The following is a 15561-nucleotide window of genomic DNA, read 5'->3' as shown; positions in this document are numbered from 1 at the left end:
CTTCGAAGACCGCGTCCCTCAAACACGGCGCACGTCGCGGGATCGGCACCGGATCGCCGCTGGACCGGCGCACCATCACCGGCCGGCGGCCTCGCGCTCCAGGTCCTCCTCCAGCAGCGCGTGGACGTCGTAGCCGCCGTGATCCGCTCCCGGCACGGTCTGGAAGCGCGCGCGGGTGAACCCGGCGTCCCGATACTGCCGCCACCCGGCGCGTCCGGCCGTGGTCCCGGACCAGCCCTGCGGATCGTCCTGGGCCGGCACATCCTCGGTGCCCTCGTGCCAGGTCAGGGCCATGCCCTTCACGGCGGCGCTCGGGGCGGTCGGGAAGCCGTCGCCTTCGCCCCCGCCGACGATCGTCGCCCCGCCGCCGCGGATCCACCCGGAGTCCCGGGCCAGCGCCTCGTCCGTGATGAAGTCGGCCCCGCCGGAGTATCCGGTCAGCCACAAGCGGGAGGCGTCCAGGTGCTCGGTGCGAAGCAGGTGCCGGGCCAGGGCCCGGAACCACGCGCCGTCGTCGCGCTGCCGCAGCCACCAGGTGATCTGATCATCGGGGTTCTCCGCCTCCTCGGCCTCCGGGGAGAGCACCGGGACCAGCACCAGGTTGCGGCGGTTGACCTCCGCGGCCATCGCGCGGATCTGCGCCCCGTACGGGTTCCAGAACCAGGCGTCCTCCCCGGTGCTGTCCCCATCGAAGAAGAAGGCGACCCCCACGGGGCGGGAGCGGTCCACCCCGCCGTCGAGCACGTGGTACCGGCTGGTGCGCTGCCCGTCGGAGAAGTCCTGGAAGTACCGTCCCTGCGCGTCGTCCTGGGCGCGGGGCCGCACCACGGCCGCGACCAGGATCAGCGCCGCCGCGAGGAGCAGGACGCCGACCGTGCGCAGCATCCGCCGCCCGCGCACCGCACCCATATCCCGAGACCGCCTACCGAGCGTCCCGGCTCCGACGGGCCGCCGGACGCTGCGGGACCACCGGGTTCAGGCCGGTGTATCCCTCCCGCTGCGCGGCGATCTCCAGGACCCGTCCGCGCACGGCGAACCAGCCGAGGATCAGCAGGGGGATCAGCAGCAGGGCCGCGCCGAGGGTCCAGGTGCCCACCGGGTAGTCCCGGGCGATGAGCACCACCACCCCGGCGAGGAACGCCAGAACCAGCCAGTCCGTGAAGGGCGCACCGGGCATCCGGTAGCCGGGGATCCGGTACCGGCCGGCGCGGGCCAGGCTCCGGAAGCGCAGATGGCAGGCGATGATCGCGACCCACGTGGACATGATGCCGATCGAGGCGAAGTTCAGCACGATCTCGAAGGCCTGGGCCGGCACCAGGAAGTTCAGCACCACCCCCACCATCGCCACGGCGGCGGTGAGCACGATCCCGCCCCACGGCACCCCGGAGCGGGTCAGGTGCCGGGCGAAGCGCGGAGCGGAGCCGGCCATCGCCATCGAATGCATGATCCGTCCCGTGGAGTACAGGCCCGCGTTCAGGGAGGACAGGGCGGCGGTGATGACCACCAGCTGCATGATCGGACCGGCGGCGTCCACGCCGATGCTGGAGAAGAACGTGACGAACGGGGATTCATCCGCGGAGTAGGCGGTGTAGGGCAGCAGCAGGCACAGCAGCAGCACCGAGCCGACGTAGAACACCGCGATGCGCAGGATCACCGTGTTGATGGCCTTGGGGATGATCCGCTCGGCGTCGCGGGTCTCCCCGGAGGTGGTGCCCACCAGCTCGATGCCGGCGTAGGCGAAGACCACGCCCTGGGTGATCAGCAGCGCGGGCAGCACCCCGCGGGGGAACAGCCCGCCGTGGTCGGTGATCAGGCTCAGTCCCGAGGGCTGGTCGTTGGGGGTGCCGGTGAAGACCATGATCACCCCGACCACCAGGAAGATCACCAGGGCCGCGACCTTGATGAGCGCGAACCAGAACTCCATCTCCCCGAAGACCTTCACGGAGATGAGATTGGCGGCCACCACGACGGCGACCACCGCGAAGGCCGTGACGCCCTGCGGGATCGCGGCGACGGCCTCGGAGTAGCGGCCGAACCAGGCGACGTAGATGGCGATGGCGGTGGAGTCCACGATCGCGGTGGTGGACCAGAACAGCCAGTACATCCACCCGGAGACGTAGGCGGCCTTCTCCCCGAACAGCTCCCGGGCGTAGGAGACGAAGGAGCCGGAGGAAGGCCGGTGCACCACCAGCTCACCGAGGGCCCGCAGGATGAGATAGCCCATGAATCCGCACACCGCGTAGATCAGGGCCAGGGAGGGCCCGGCCTGCTCCAGGCGCCCGCCGGCCCCGAGGAACAGGCCGGTGCCGATGGCCCCGCCGATCGCGATCATCTGCAGCTGACGCGGGCCGAGGCCCTTCTGGAAGCCGCTCTGCTCCTCATGGAATCCTCCGGGGGCGGGGTCGGCGGTGGCCGTCGGGGAGCCGACGGGCTCCGGGGAGGCGGTGGATCCGGCCTCGTGCGCGGTGGGGTGGGTCATGTCGGTGCGGTCCGTCTCCAGGGGAAGCGCGGGGCTGCGGGCCCCGCGGAGCGGGACGAGCCGCGTCGGGCTGGCGCCGGCCGCGGCTCGTCCTCGGGTCGTGATGTCGTTCTGGGGTCGTAACTTACACCACGCGGCTGTGAGCTGGGGACCTAGCGGGGATCCTCATCCAGCAGCTCGGCCTGCGGGATGCGGGCCTGGGCGGCGTCCTCGATCTTCCGCAGCTCCGTCTCCCTGACCGCCTCCACGCTCGGCGGGATGGCGGCGATAGGGAAGACCCCCGTGATCCCGGCGCGCTCGGCGGCGATGTGCGCGACCCGTCCCCGCACCGCGAACCAGCCGATGAACAGCAGCGGCACCACGATCACGAGGAAGGACCCGAGGGTCAGGGTGACCACCGGGTAGTCCACGGCGATCAGCACGATCACCACGGCCAGGAACACCAGGGTCAGCCAGTTGGTGTACGGGGCGAGCGGCGCCCGGTAGCTGGGCCGGGAGTACAGGCCCTTCTTCGTCAGGGAGACGAACTTCTGGTGGGACAGGCTGATCGTCGCCCACGCGGCGATCGTGCCCAGCGCGGAGAGGTTCAGCACGATCTCGAAGGCGTCCGAGGGCACGAAGTAGTTCAGCACGACCCCCAGCAGGGCCACGGCCGCGGTCAGCAGGATCCCGCCGAAGGGCACCCCGGACTTGGTCATCATCGCCGCGAACTTCGGCGCAGACCCGGCGTGGGACATCGAGTTCAGGATGCGCCCGGTGGAGTAGATCCCGGCATTGAGCGAGGACAGCGCCGCGGTGATGACCACCAGCTCCATGATGGGCCCGGCCGCGCCGACGCCGATGCTGGAGAAGAACGTGACGAACGGGGACTCGCCCTTCTTGAAGGCGGTGTAGGGCAGCAGCAGGCACAGCAGCAGCACCGGGCCGACGTAGAACACCGCGATGCGCAGGATCACCGTGTTGATGGCCTTGGGGATGACCTTCTGGGCGTCGCGGGTCTCCCCGGAGGTGGTGCCCACCAGCTCGATGCCGGCGTAGGCGAAGACCACGCCCTGCACGATCATCAGGGTGGCCATGCCTCCGGCGGGGAAGATGCCGCCGTGGTCGGACATGAGGTGGAATCCGGTCTCGGAGCCGGTGGGCGAGCCGAAGATGACGAAGCAGATGCCCGCAATCAGGAAGATCACCAGCGCGGCGACCTTGATCAGGGAGAACCAGAACTCCATCTCCACGAAGACCTTCACGGAGATCATGTTGGTCACGACCACCAGCACGACCACGGCCAGGGCCACCGCCCACTGCGGGATCGCCGCGACGAAGGCGCTGTACTGGCCGAACCAGTGCACGTAGATGGCGATGGCGGTGGAGTCCGCGATCGCGACCATCGCCCAGTTCATCCAGTACAGCCAGCCGGAGACGAACGCGGCCTTCTCCCCGTAGAACTCCCGGGCCTAGGAGACGAAGGAGCCGGAGGAGGGCCGGTGGCAGACCAGCTCCCCGAGGGAGCGCAGCATGAGGTACCCGGAGAAGCCGCACACGGCGTAGGCGATGAACAGGGACGGGCCGGCGGAGGCCAGGCGCCCGCCGGCGCCGAGGAACAGGCCGGTGCCGATGGCCCCGCCGATGGCGATCATCTGCAGCTGGCGCGGACCGAGGCCCTGGTGCAGCGCGTCGTCCTCAGGGGCGATGGTGGCTTCGGTTCCGTGGCGCAGCGCCTGCGGATCCTTGGGTGAGGCGGTCAGAGACATGGGTGGTGAGCCCTTCGAGCGGGGAGCTCCCCGAGGGTGCGCGCGGTGCGTCGTCGGCATGGGCGTCGGCGGGATCCGCACGCGGGGAGATCCGGGTGGAGAACCGTCAGACGCCGCGGCCGGTGGCCCCGGTGACGGGGCCGCGGTCCGCGGCGTCGTGAACGATGAGCAGAAGCATACGCACGCTTCGCATATCCTGTTGTTTCCATCATATGAAAAGACCGGGCGGCTATGCCCCCATCCGAAACATCACCGTCGCACGAGGGCATCTCCCCTAGTCAGAGCGTCGGCACTTGGGACTCTCCCAGTTCCGCATCAGCAAGACCCCAGTCCGGATGCTGAGATCCGCCCGCATCGAACCGCCACACGCGACGGCACCGTCCCTTCCGAACAGGCCGGAGCCTCGGAGGGGACGGTGCCGTCGTGGGGGCGGGGCGCAGGTCAGGGCAGCGTGGAGATGGTGCCCTGATCCTCGGTGCCGGGAGTCTGCACGATCACCGGATACGCCCCGGTGAACCCCTCGCGTTCGGCGGCCAGACGTCGCACGCGCCCGCGCACGGCGAACCAGCCGATGATCAGCACCGGGATCACCACGCCCATCGAGGCCAGCGTCCAGGTGCCCAGCGGGTAGTCCAGGGCCACCAGCACCAGAACCCCCACCAGGAAGAGCATGGTGAGCCAGTTGGTGTACGGCGCCAGAGGCGCGCGATAGGCGGGCCGACGCTGCTGACCGCGCCGGGCCTGGGCGACGAAGCGCTGGTGCGGCAGCATGATGGCCGCCCAGCCGACGATGATCCCGATCGCGGAGATGTTCAGGACGATGTTGAAGGCATCCTCCGGGACGTAGTAGTTCAGCACGACGCCGAGCCCGCCGACCAGCACGGTCAGCAGGATCCCCCCGAAGGGCACCCCGGAGCGGGTCATCTTCCCGGTGAACTTGGGCGCGGAGCCGGCCATGGCCATCGAGTGCACGATGCGCCCGGTGGAGTACAGACCGGCGTTGAGGGAGGACAGGGCGGCGGTGATGACCACCAGCTGCATGATCGGGCCGATGTAGTCCACCCCGATGCTGGAGAAGAACGTGACGAACGGGGACTCATCCGCCGAGTACGCGGTGTACGGCAGCAGCAGGCACAGCAGCAGCACCGAACCGACGTAGAACACGGCGATGCGCAGGATCACGGTGTTGATGGCCCGCGGGATCTGACGCTGGGGGTCCTTGGTCTCCCCCGCGGTGATCCCCACCAGCTCGATGCCGGAGTAGGCGAAGACCACGCCCTGGGAGACCACCAGCGCGGCGAGGATCCCGTGCGGGAGCATCCCCCCGCTCTCGCGGATCAGATGGAAGCCGGTGGGCGCCCCCGTGGGGGTCCCGAAGATCACGAAGCACACCCCGACCACCAGGAAGACCACCAGGGCGGAGACCTTGATCAGGGCGAACCAGAACTCCATCTCCCCGAAGACCTTCACGGAGATCAGGTTGGTGATCATGACGATGATCAGCACGGCCCCGGCCAGCACCCACTGCGGCAGCTCGTCGATGAACGTGCTGTACTGCCCGAACCACTTGACGTAGATGGCCATCGCGGTGGCGTCCACGACCGTGGTGGAGGCCCAGGACAGCCAGTACATCCATCCCACGAAGTATGCGGCCTTCTCGCCGTAGAACTCCCGGGTGTAGGAGACGAAGGACCCGGAGGAGGGTCGGTGCACCACCAGCTCGCCGAGCTGACGCAGGATGAGGTAGCCGAAGAACCCGGCCACGGCGTAGAGGATGAACAGGGTGGGCCCGGCGTCGGCCAGGCCGCCGCCGGCCCCGAGGAACAGGCCGGTGCCGATCGAGCTGCCGATGGCGATCATGTGGATCTGCCGGGGCGTGAGGCCCTTGCTGTAGCCCTCCTGCTCCCGCGCGTGCAGCGCGTCGTCGCCGGTGAGGGGCTGGGAGGATCCGGGGGCGCCGGGATCCGCGGGGCTCGGGGACATGGACCTGCCGTTTCGACGAGGGGATGAGATGCCCCCACAGCATACTCGACGGGTGTGACGCGCACCGCCCGTGCGCAGACCTCGGATCTCGGGCCCGTGCGGGCCCCGCGATGCCGCCGGGGATGCGCCTCGGACTTGACCGGGACGGGGGGCCGTCCGAAGATTGAACGGTGTTCAAGACTTTCGATGACCTCGCCGATTCCGTCCTCGCCGGGACCCCCGCGGACCGGGAGGCGGCCCTGGCGGTGCTGGCCTCCGAGGACGACGTCCTGCTGGATCTCGTGGCCGCGGCCTCCCGGGTGCGCCGTCGCTACTTCGGCAACTCGGTCAAGGTCAACTACCTCGTCAACCTGAAATCCGGCCTGTGTCCCGAGGACTGCGGGTACTGCTCCCAGCGTCTCGGCTCGGATGCGGAGATCCTCAAGTACTCCTGGCTGCCCACCGACGAGGCCAAGCGCCAGGCCGAGTTCGGCCTGGCCGGCGGGGCCTCCCGGGTGTGCCTGGTGGCCTCCGGGCGCGGCCCGTCCAACCGCGACGTCGGGCGCGTGGCCGAGATGACCGAGGCCATCAAGGACGCCAACCCGGAGACCGAGGTCTGCGCGTGCCTGGGCATCCTCAAGGAGGGGCAGGCGGAGCGGCTGCGCCAGGCCGGGGTGGATGCGTACAACCACAACCTGAACACCGCACCCTCCCACTACGAGGAGATCTGCTCCTCGCACACCTTCCAGGACCGCGTGGACACCGTGGACTCCGCCCGCAGCGCGGGGCTGTCCCCCTGCTCGGGGCTGATCGTGGGCATGGGCGAGACCGACGAGCAGCTGGTGGAGGCCGTGGAGGCGCTGCGGCAGATCGACTCCGACTCCATTCCCGTGAACTTCCTGATCCCCTTCGACGGCACCCCCCTGGAGGGCACCTGGGAGCTGACCCCCCAGAAGTGCCTGCGCATCCTGTGCATGGTCCGGCTGATGTGCCCGGACCGGGAGCTGCGCATCGCCGGCGGCCGTGAGCTGCACCTGCGCTCCCTGCAGCCGCTGAGCCTGAATGTGGCCAACTCCCTGTTCCTCGGGGACTACCTGACCAGCGAGGGCCAGGCCGCCGAGGATGACCTGGACATGATCGTGGACGGCGGATTCCAGATCGTCGGCCAGGAGGATGCCAAGGCGCTGCGTGATCGGCTACGCGCGCACCGAGCCGCCCACCGCGAGGCCATGGGCGGGGCCGGCGCCGAGACCGGTGCGGGCCTGCCGCCGTGCGCCGGCGGCGGCGGAGGCTGCGGATCCCACGCGGCCCCGGAGGAGCAGCAGGTCCCGGTCGAGCAGCCGGTGCCCGCAGGCGTGGGCGCCGCCCAGCCCGCCGAGGCCGGTGTCGGCACCGTGCGGCACGGTCTGCGCGATGACGCCGGGCGCCCCCTGGTCCCGACCATCCGCCGTCGCGGCGCCGGCACGGACGCGCTGCCCAACTCGTGAGCGCGGGCGCCGATCCCGTGCCCCCCTCCCTCGCTGGCTCCGCCGGGCCCGCCGGCCGTACCGTGCTGGATCGGGACCGGGCCCTGCTGTGGCATCCCTACGGCTCCCTAGAGGCCGGGGCCCGGTACTCCGTGCACGGCGCCGAGGGGCCCTTCGTGGATCTGGTCGCCCCGGGGGCCGAGCGTCCCCAGCGGGTGCTGGACGGGATGAGCTCGTGGTGGTCCGTGGTGCACGGGTACCGGAACCCGGTGCTGGACGCGGCGCTGCGGGCGCAGATCGATCGGTTCTCGCACGTGATGTTCGGCGGGCTGACCCACGCTCCCGCCGTCGAGCTGGCGGAGCGGCTGGTGGAGGTGACCCCGCAGGGCCTGGACCACGTCTTCCTCGCGGACTCCGGCTCGGTGTCCGTGGAGGTGGCCCTGAAGCTCGCGGTGCAGTACCAGCGGGCCCGGGGCCGGGAGCGCGGACGCTTCCTGGCGCTGCGCGGGGCCTATCACGGGGATACGACGGGCGCGATGAGCGTGTGCGACCCGGTCGGCGGGATGCACGCCGACTTCGCCTCGCTGCTGGCCCCGCAGGTCTTCGCCCCGCAGCCCCCCGCACCCTCCGGTGATGCCGCGGTCGATGACGCCGCCTGCGCGGCGTGGGAGGCCGAGGTGTCCGAGCTGCTGGATCGGCACGGGGCGGAGCTGGCCGGGATCATCGTGGAGCCGGTATTCCAGGGCGCCGGGGCCATGCGGGCGTATCTGCCGCGGGCCCTGCGCTTCCTGCGCGAGGCCGCGGACCGGCTGGATGCGGTGTTCATCACCGATGAGATCGCGACGGGCTTCGGGCGCACCGGCACAGCCTTCGCCTGCGAGCAGGCCGGGATCGTCCCGGATGTGATGTGCGTGGGCAAGGCCCTGACCGGCGGGTACCTGACGCTGGCGGCCCTGCTGTGCTCCGGCCCGGTGGCCGAGGTCATCTCCCGCTCCTCCTATGCGGCCCTGATGCACGGACCCACCTTCATGGCCAATCCCCTGGCGTGCGCGGTGGCCGCAGCCTCCGTGGACCTGCTCTTCGGGCGCGTGGGCGGCGCGGAGGTCGCCGCCCCGGAGGGCGCCGCGCCGTCGAGCGCGTGGTACGAGGCCGTGCCGCGCTTGGAGGCCGGACTGCGCGCTGGCCTGGCCCCGGCGGCCTCCCTGGAGGGAGTGGCCGAGGTGGCCGTGACCGGGGGGATCGGCGTGGTGCGCACCCGGGGCCCGGTGGATGTGGATGTCTGCACCCGCATCGCGGCCGAGCACGGGGTGTGGCTGCGCCCGTTCCGCGACGCGATCTACACGATGCCGCCGTACCTGAGCACCGAGGAGGGCCTGGCCCGGATCACGGGGGCGATGGTCGCCGCGGCCGCTGCCCACGAGCCCGTCGAGGAGGACGCATGAGCACGACGTCGAGTGCCGACGCGCCGGCGGATGCGCAGGCGGGCGCCGTGGAGCGGACCGCCCCGGATGCGCTGGCCGACGCGCAGCCGGACGCCTTCCTGGACGCCGACGCGGTGCGTGCCGCCGCCGCGGACGGGCTGCTGTTCGTCACCGGCACGGACACCGGCGTCGGCAAGACCTACGCCACCGCGGCCCTGGCGGCCCTGCTGGCCGGGCAGGGTCTGGACGTGCACGTCCACAAACCGGCCCAGACCGGACTGATCGCACCGGATGATCCCGAGCGGGAGGCCCTGGAGGCGCGGTACTCGGATGTGGTGGTGCGCGGGGACGCGCAGATCGCCGGGGAGCTGGCCGGGGTCTCCTACTCCACGGGCTTCGCCCTGCGCCTGCCCCTGGCCCCGGCGGCCGCAGCAGAGGCCGCGGGGGTGCCGGTGCCCACCGCGGCGGAGCAGGCCGCCCGGATCCTGGGCCTGCGCGAGCGGCACGACGTCGTCCTGGTGGAGGGCGCCGGCGGGATCCTCGTGGATCTGGGCGGGCACACCCTGGCCGATATCGCCCGGGAGTGCGGCGCGGGCGGGCTGGTGGTGGTGTGCCGCCCGGGCCTGGGCACCCTGAACCACACGGATCTCACGGTGGAGGCCATCGCCGCACGCGGACTGCGCACGGCCGGGGTGGTGATCGGCGCGTGGGATGACCCGCCGCGGGCCGTGGATCTGTCCAACCGGGAGGCCCTGTCCGCCCGCCATCGCCTGCTGGGCGCGGTCCCCCGCGGCTGGCGCGCAGCCGCGGGCGCCCGCTGAACCCGCTGCACCCCGCCCGGTGACCCGGGGGCCGCGCTCTCCCGCGCCCGCGACCCGGCGCATCCGTTCCCGCCCGCCCGCGAGACGGCGCATCCGTTCCCGGAAATCCGGTTTTCGGGAACGGATGCGCCGTCTCGGTGGCGGGGTGGGCACCGCTGCGCCGCCTCGAGGTCGCGTCGGCGGGCCCGGGACGCCCGGGACGCCGGAGCGTCAGAGCAGGATCGAGCGCCCCTTTACTCCGGGACCACCCGCACCGCGCCCTTGTCGGCGCTGGTGACCATCGAGGCGTAGGCGCGCAGGGCCTTGGAGACCTGGCGCTCGCGCGGCTTGGTCGGCTTCCACGGCAGGCGCCCGCGCTCCTCGCGGCGTCGGGCCAGCTCCTCGTCGGAGACGTTGACCTGCAGCAGCCGCTGGGTCACGTCGATCTCGATCTCGTCCCCCGTGCGGATCAGCCCCACCGCGCCGCCGGAGGCCGCCTCCGGGGAGATGTGGCCGATGGAGATCCCGGAGGTCCCGCCGGAGAAGCGCCCGTCGGTGATCAGCGCGCATTCCTTCCCCAGCCCCAGGCCCTTCAGGTAGGAGGTGGGGTAGAGCATCTCCTGCATGCCCGGCCCGCCCTTGGGCCCCTCGTACTGGATGACGACGATGTCCCCGGGCTGCACGTGCTTGGAGAGGATCTCGAAGACCGCCTCGTCCTGGGATTCCACCACGAAGGCCTTGCCGATGAAGCGGAACAGGTACTCGTCGATCCCGGCGGTCTTGATGACCGCGCCGTCCTCGGCGATGTTGCCGTAGAGCACCGCCAGGCCGCCGTCCTTGGTGTAAGCGTGCTCCACGGACCGGATGCACCCGAACTCGGCGTCGGTGTCGTGGGATTCGAAGCGGTTGGCGGTGGAGAAGGCCTGGGTGGTGCGCACCCCGCCGGGGGCGGCCAGGTACAGCTCGCGGGCCCGCTCGGAGGCGGTGTCCCGGCGGATGTCCCACTCATCCAGCCAGGCCTCCACCGACTCCGCGTGCACGGTGTGCACGCCGTCGTGCTCCAGGAGCCCGGCCCGGTCCAGCTCGCCGAGGATCGCGGGGATGCCGCCGGCCCGGTGCACGTGCTCGATGTGGAACTGGGTGGAGTTCGGGGCGACCTTGCACAGGCAGGGCACGTGCCGGGAGATCTCGTCGATGTCCTTCAGGGTGAAGTCCACCTCGGCCTCCTGCGCTGCGGCGAGGATGTGCAGCACGGTGTTGGTGGACCCGCCCATCGCCACGTCCAGGGACATGGCGTTGCGGAAGGAGGACTTGGTGGCGACGTTGCGCGGCAGGACGGACTCGTCGTCCTGGTCGTAGTAGCGCTTGGCCAGCTCGACGACGGTGCGCCCGGCCTTCAGGAACAGCTCCTTGCGAGCGATCTGGGTGGCCAGGGTGGTGCCGTTGCCGGGCAGGGAGAGCCCGAGGGCCTCGGTCAGGCAGTTCATGGAGTTCGCGGTGAACATCCCGGAGCAGGAGCCGCAGGTGGGGCAGGCGTTCTCCTCGATCTGGGCCAGCTGCGCGTCGGAGACCTGCTCGTCCACGGCGTAGGCCATCGCGTCGACCAGGTCGATCCGGTGCTCCAGCACGCCCTCCACCGGCGCCCCGGATTCCATGGGCCCGCCGGAGACGAACACGACCGGGATGTTCAGACGCATCGCGGCCATGAGCATGCCGGGGGTGATCTTGTCGCAGTTGGAGATGCACACCAGGGCGTCGGCGCGGTGGGCGTTGACCATGTACTCCACGGAGTCGGCGATGACGTCGCGGGAGGGCAGGGAGTAGAGCATGCCGTCGTGGCCCATGGCGATGCCGTCGTCCACGGCGATGGTGTTGAACTCCTTGGCCACCCCGCCGGCTTCCTCCACCGCGGAGGCCACCAGCGCGCCCATGTTCTTCAGGTGCACGTGGCCGGGGACGAACTGGGTGAAGGAGTTGGCGATGGCGACGATCGGCTTGCCGAAGTCCTCCTTCTTCATGCCGGTGGCCCGCCACAGGGCGCGGGCTCCGGCCATGTTCCGACCGTGGGTGGATGTGCGGGAGCGCAGGGCGGGCATGGCTTCTCCTTGGCGTGGCTGATGCTCGTCCCAGGCTACTCCGGCACAAAGGTCATCCAGCATCCGGGACGGGGATCTCGGATGATGAGACAATGGAGAGGAAAGAAAACGCGGACCCGCTCGTCTGCTCAGGCGTCCCTGTCGCGGAAGCGACCGGAGCGGCGCCCACGGGAGGCCCGCCGCACGGCGTCGTGAGTGTAGTCCACGGCATCTTGGCGTTCCGAGGACTCCCGGGCAGCGTCGGATTGCCCAGCGATACGCTCGGCGCGGGCCCCCTCAGCCTCAGCGGCGGCCTGATCGGTCAGCGAAAGGTGCCCGGAGGCGGGCCGCCCGGCCACCGTGGGGAAGAACCCGGTGACGCCCTCGCGTTCGGCGGCGATGGCGCGGATACGCCCACGGCAGATGTACCAGCCGATGGCCATGCACGGCAGCACGAGAACCATCGCCCCGAGGGTCCAGGTTCCCTGCGGGTAGTCCAGACCGATCAGAGCCAGCACTCCCACCAGGAAAACCAGGATCACCCAGTCCGTGAACGGAGCTCCGGGCATCCGGTATCCGGGTCTCCGGTACACCCCCTGGCGAACCAGGGAGACGAATTTCAGGTGCGACAAAGCGATCGTCGCCCACCCGGCGACGATGCCCACCGAAGCCAGATTCAGCACGATCTCGAAGGCCTGAGCCGGAACCACCGCGTTGAGCACCACCCCGAGCAATGTCACCGCCGCAGTCATGACGATGCCGCCCCAAGGCACCCCGCCGCGGGTCAGGCTGCGGGCGAAGCGCGGCCCGGAGCCTGCCACGGCCATCGAGTGCATGATGCGCCCGGTGGAGTACATGCCGGCGTTCAGGGAGGACAGAGCGGCGGTGATCACCACCAGCTCCATGATGGGCCCGGCCGCGTCCACGCCGATGCTGGAGAAGAACGTGACGAAGGGGGAGACGCCGTTCTGGTATGCGGTGTATGGGAGCAGCAGGATCAGCAGCAGAATGGAGCCGATGTAGAACACCACGATCCGCAGGATCACCGTGTTGATCGCTTTGGGAATCACCTGCTGGGCATTCCGGGTCTCCCCGGAGGTGGTGCCCACCAGCTCGATGGAAGAGTACGCAAAGACCACGCCCTGGATCAGCAGCAGGGCCGGAGCGATGCCCTCGGGGAACCAGCCACCGTGGTCCGCGATGACCTGGAATCCGGTGGGCGAACCGGTGGGAGTCCCGAAGATCACGAAGACGACGCCGAGAACCAGGAAGATCAGCAGGGCCAGGACCTTGATCAGCGAGAACCAGAACTCCATCTCCCCGAAGACTTTCACCGAGATGAGGTTCATGGACACCACGATCACCACCACGGCCAGCGCGAAGACCCACTGCGGAATACCCGCGATGACGGTGCTGTACTGCCCGAACCACTTGACGTACAGGGCGATGGCGGTGGTGTCCACGATGGAGGTCATGGCCCAGTGGATCCAGTACCACCAGCCGGCGACGAAGGCCGCCTTCTCCCCATAGAACTCCCGGGCGTAGGAGACGAAGGAGCCAGAGGAGGGCCGGTGCACCACGAGCTCCCCCAGGGCCCGCAGGATCAGATAGGCGATGATCCCGCACAGCGCGAAGTCGAACAGCAGAGAGGGCCCGGCCTTGGCCAAGCGCCCTCCGGCCCCGAGAAACAGTCCGGTGCCGATGGCCCCGCCGATCGCGATCATCTGCAGCTGGCGCGGCCCGAGACCCTTGCGGAACCCAGCCTGCTCCTCCTCGAAGACATTCTCGTCTGGGCCTCTCCGTGCCATCGACGCGCCGTTCTCAGACAGGTCTCGGCTCATGACGGAGCTCTCCTTTCGTGTTCTGCGTTTCCTCGTTCTCCGGCCCCGTCAATCCCGCGTGTGCGCGGCGGGGCGGTCGGCGACGATCGGGTACAGGCCGGTCACGCCCTCGCGTTCGGCGGCGATGGCGCGCACCCGCCCGCGCACGGCGAACCAGCCGACGATCAGCGCGGGGATGATCACCACGATCAGCAGTCCGAGGGTCCAGGTGCCCACCGGGTAGTCGAAGCCGATCAGCACGATCACCCCGGCCAGGAACACCAGGATCACCCAGTCCGTGAACGGCGCGCCCCAGGCGCGGTAGCCGGGCCTGCGGTAGCGGCCCTGCTTGGCCAGGGACACGAACTTCAGGTGGGCCAGGGCGATGGTCGCCCACGCCCCGATGATCCCGAAGGAGGCGATGTTCAGCACGATCTCGAAGGCCTGCTCCGGGACGACGAAGTTCAGCACCACCCCGATCAGCGCGACGGCGGAGGTCATGAGGATCCCGCCGTAGGGGACGCCGTGGCTGTTCATCCGCTGCGCGAACTTCGGGGCGGAGCCGGCCATGGACATCGAGTGCAGGATGCGCCCGGTGGAGTACAGCCCCGCGTTCAGCGAGGACATGGCCGCGGTGATGACCACCAGCTCCATGATGGGCCCGGCCGCGTTCACCCCGATGCTGGAGAAGAACGTGACGAACGGGGACTCGCCCTCCTTGTAGGAGGAGTACGGCAGCAGCAGGGCCAGCAGCAGCACGGAGCCGACGTAGAACACCAGCACCCGCAGGATCACGGTGTTGATGGCCTTGGGGATGACCTTCTGGGGGTCCTTGGTCTCCCCGGAGGTGGTGCCCACCAGCTCGATCGCCGCGTAGGCGAAGACCACGCCCTGCATGATCACCAGGGCCGGCAGCAGGCCGTTGGGGAACCAGCCGCCGTGCTCGCTGATCAGGGAGAAGCCGGTCGGGCTGCCGTTGGGGGACCCGAAGATCACGAAGCAGACGCCCACCACCAGGAAGGTCAGCAGCGCCACGACCTTGATCAGGGCGAACCAGAACTCCATCTCCCCGAAGATCTTCACGGAGATGAGGTTGGCGCTGACCACCAGGACGATGACCACCAGCGCGATCAGCCCCTGGGGCACGGCGTCGAGCCAGTGGAAGTACTGCCCGAACCACTTGACGTAGAGGGCGATCGCGGTGGAGTCCACGATCGAGGTGGTGGCCCAGTTGATCCAGTACATCCACCCGGAGATGTAGGCGGCGCGCTCCCCGTAGAACTCACGGGCGTAGGAGACGAAGGAGCCGGAGGAGGGCCGGTGCACCACGAGCTCGCCGATGGCCCGCAGGATCAGATAGGCGATGAAGCCGCAGACGAGGTAGTCCAGGGCCAACCCGGGGCCGGCGGAGGCCAGGCGCCCGCCGGCGCCGAGGAACAGGCCGGTGCCGATGGCCCCGCCGATCGCGATCATCTGCAGCTGGCGCGGTCCGAGGTGCTGCTGGAAGCCGGCCTGCTCGTGGCCGAAGGCGTCCTCGGGATCCGCGGTGGACGGGACGGCGGGGCCGGAGCCGGCCGATGAGACCGGAGGCTGGTGGGTCACGGGGACCTCCTGGAAGAAGAGGACGGGCCCCGCCTGCCGCCGACGGCGGACCGAGTCCCGCCACAGGAACATATCGCCTCAGCATAGATCTCCCCGGTGTCGGGCGTGTAACACAGGCGCGCGCACGTCACATCGGGTCCACCGGCGTCGAAATCTGGTGGCCGGTGAGCCGACCCGGCACGCTGGAG

Annotated in this window: 9 protein-coding genes and 1 pseudogene; 3 read left to right on the top strand and 7 right to left on the bottom strand. The window is 70.1% G+C overall.

The window, feature by feature from the left end:
• Positions 1-75 precede the first annotated feature (75 nt).
• From I6G21_RS05340 to I6G21_RS05325, 4 genes and pseudogenes are all read right to left on the bottom strand, one after another.
• Positions 76-909, bottom strand: a complete 834-nt coding sequence (locus I6G21_RS05340) for a hypothetical protein (protein ID WP_058731387.1) — start codon at positions 907-909, stop codon at positions 76-78.
• A 13-nt stretch (positions 910-922) separates the two neighbouring features.
• Positions 923-2479, bottom strand: a complete 1557-nt coding sequence (locus tag I6G21_RS05335) for an amino acid permease (RefSeq protein ID WP_081046060.1) — start codon at positions 2477-2479, stop codon at positions 923-925.
• Between the two features lie 152 nt (positions 2480-2631).
• Positions 2632-4227, bottom strand: a pseudogene (locus I6G21_RS05330) (amino acid permease).
• Positions 4228-4668: 441 nt separating this feature from the next.
• Positions 4669-6210 carry an amino acid permease gene (locus I6G21_RS05325; protein ID WP_129357958.1) on the bottom strand — a complete coding sequence of 514 codons (1542 nt, stop codon included), beginning with the start codon at positions 6208-6210 and terminating at the stop codon, positions 4669-4671.
• 170 nt (positions 6211-6380) lie between these two features.
• On the opposite strand from I6G21_RS05325, the gene bioB reads away from it, so the two are divergent.
• From bioB to bioD, 3 genes are read left to right on the top strand one after another with little or no spacing between them, the layout of a single operon-like run.
• Positions 6381-7676, top strand: a complete 1296-nt coding sequence (bioB, locus tag I6G21_RS05320; protein ID WP_129357959.1) for a biotin synthase BioB — start codon at positions 6381-6383, stop codon at positions 7674-7676.
• A 17-nt stretch (positions 7677-7693) separates the two neighbouring features.
• Positions 7694-9097 carry an adenosylmethionine--8-amino-7-oxononanoate transaminase gene (gene bioA / locus I6G21_RS05315; RefSeq protein ID WP_100463855.1) on the top strand — a complete coding sequence of 468 codons (1404 nt, stop codon included), beginning with the start codon at positions 7694-7696 and terminating at the stop codon, positions 9095-9097.
• The gene (bioD, locus tag I6G21_RS05310; protein ID WP_061225583.1) at positions 9094-9897 is read left to right on the top strand and encodes a dethiobiotin synthase; all 804 of its coding nucleotides are present in this window, start codon (positions 9094-9096) and stop codon (positions 9895-9897) included. Before bioA ends, bioD begins: the two co-directional genes overlap by 4 nt.
• A gap of 233 nt (positions 9898-10130) precedes the next feature.
• Here bioD and ilvD read toward each other — a convergent pair whose 3' ends face one another.
• The 3 genes from ilvD to I6G21_RS05295 all read right to left on the bottom strand — a co-directional run bounded on the left by ilvD (position 10131) and on the right by I6G21_RS05295 (position 15445).
• Positions 10131-11972, bottom strand: coding sequence for a dihydroxy-acid dehydratase (ilvD, locus tag I6G21_RS05305; RefSeq protein WP_129357960.1), 1842 nt, complete (start codon positions 11970-11972; stop codon positions 10131-10133).
• A gap of 128 nt (positions 11973-12100) precedes the next feature.
• Positions 12101-13792, bottom strand: coding sequence for an amino acid permease (locus I6G21_RS05300; RefSeq protein WP_099049744.1), 1692 nt, complete (start codon positions 13790-13792; stop codon positions 12101-12103).
• Between the two features lie 48 nt (positions 13793-13840).
• The gene (locus I6G21_RS05295) at positions 13841-15445 is read right to left on the bottom strand and encodes an amino acid permease (protein WP_081046313.1); all 1605 of its coding nucleotides are present in this window, start codon (positions 15443-15445) and stop codon (positions 13841-13843) included.
• Positions 15446-15561 lie beyond the last annotated feature (116 nt).

Source organism: Rothia kristinae, assembly GCF_016028855.1.
Classification (GTDB): domain Bacteria; phylum Actinomycetota; class Actinomycetes; order Actinomycetales; family Micrococcaceae; genus Rothia; species Rothia kristinae.
This window is presented reverse-complemented; position numbering and strand designations above follow the sequence as displayed.

Bases quoted from the DNA above. Each gene is read 5' to 3' on its own strand.
- I6G21_RS05340 (WP_058731387.1), bottom strand. From the start codon at position 909: ATGGGTGCGGTGCGCGGGCGGCGGATGCTGCGCACGGTCGGCGTCCTG.
- I6G21_RS05335 (WP_081046060.1), bottom strand. From the start codon at position 2,479: ATGACCCACCCCACCGCGCACGAGGCCGGATCCACCGCCTCCCCGGAG.
- I6G21_RS05325 (WP_129357958.1), bottom strand. From the start codon at position 6,210: ATGTCCCCGAGCCCCGCGGATCCCGGCGCCCCCGGATCCTCCCAGCCC.
- bioD (WP_061225583.1), top strand. From the start codon at position 9,094: ATGAGCACGACGTCGAGTGCCGACGCGCCGGCGGATGCGCAGGCGGGC.
- ilvD (WP_129357960.1), bottom strand. From the start codon at position 11,972: ATGCCCGCCCTGCGCTCCCGCACATCCACCCACGGTCGGAACATGGCC.
- I6G21_RS05300 (WP_099049744.1), bottom strand. From the start codon at position 13,792: ATGAGCCGAGACCTGTCTGAGAACGGCGCGTCGATGGCACGGAGAGGC.
- I6G21_RS05295 (WP_081046313.1), bottom strand. From the start codon at position 15,445: ATGTTCCTGTGGCGGGACTCGGTCCGCCGTCGGCGGCAGGCGGGGCCC.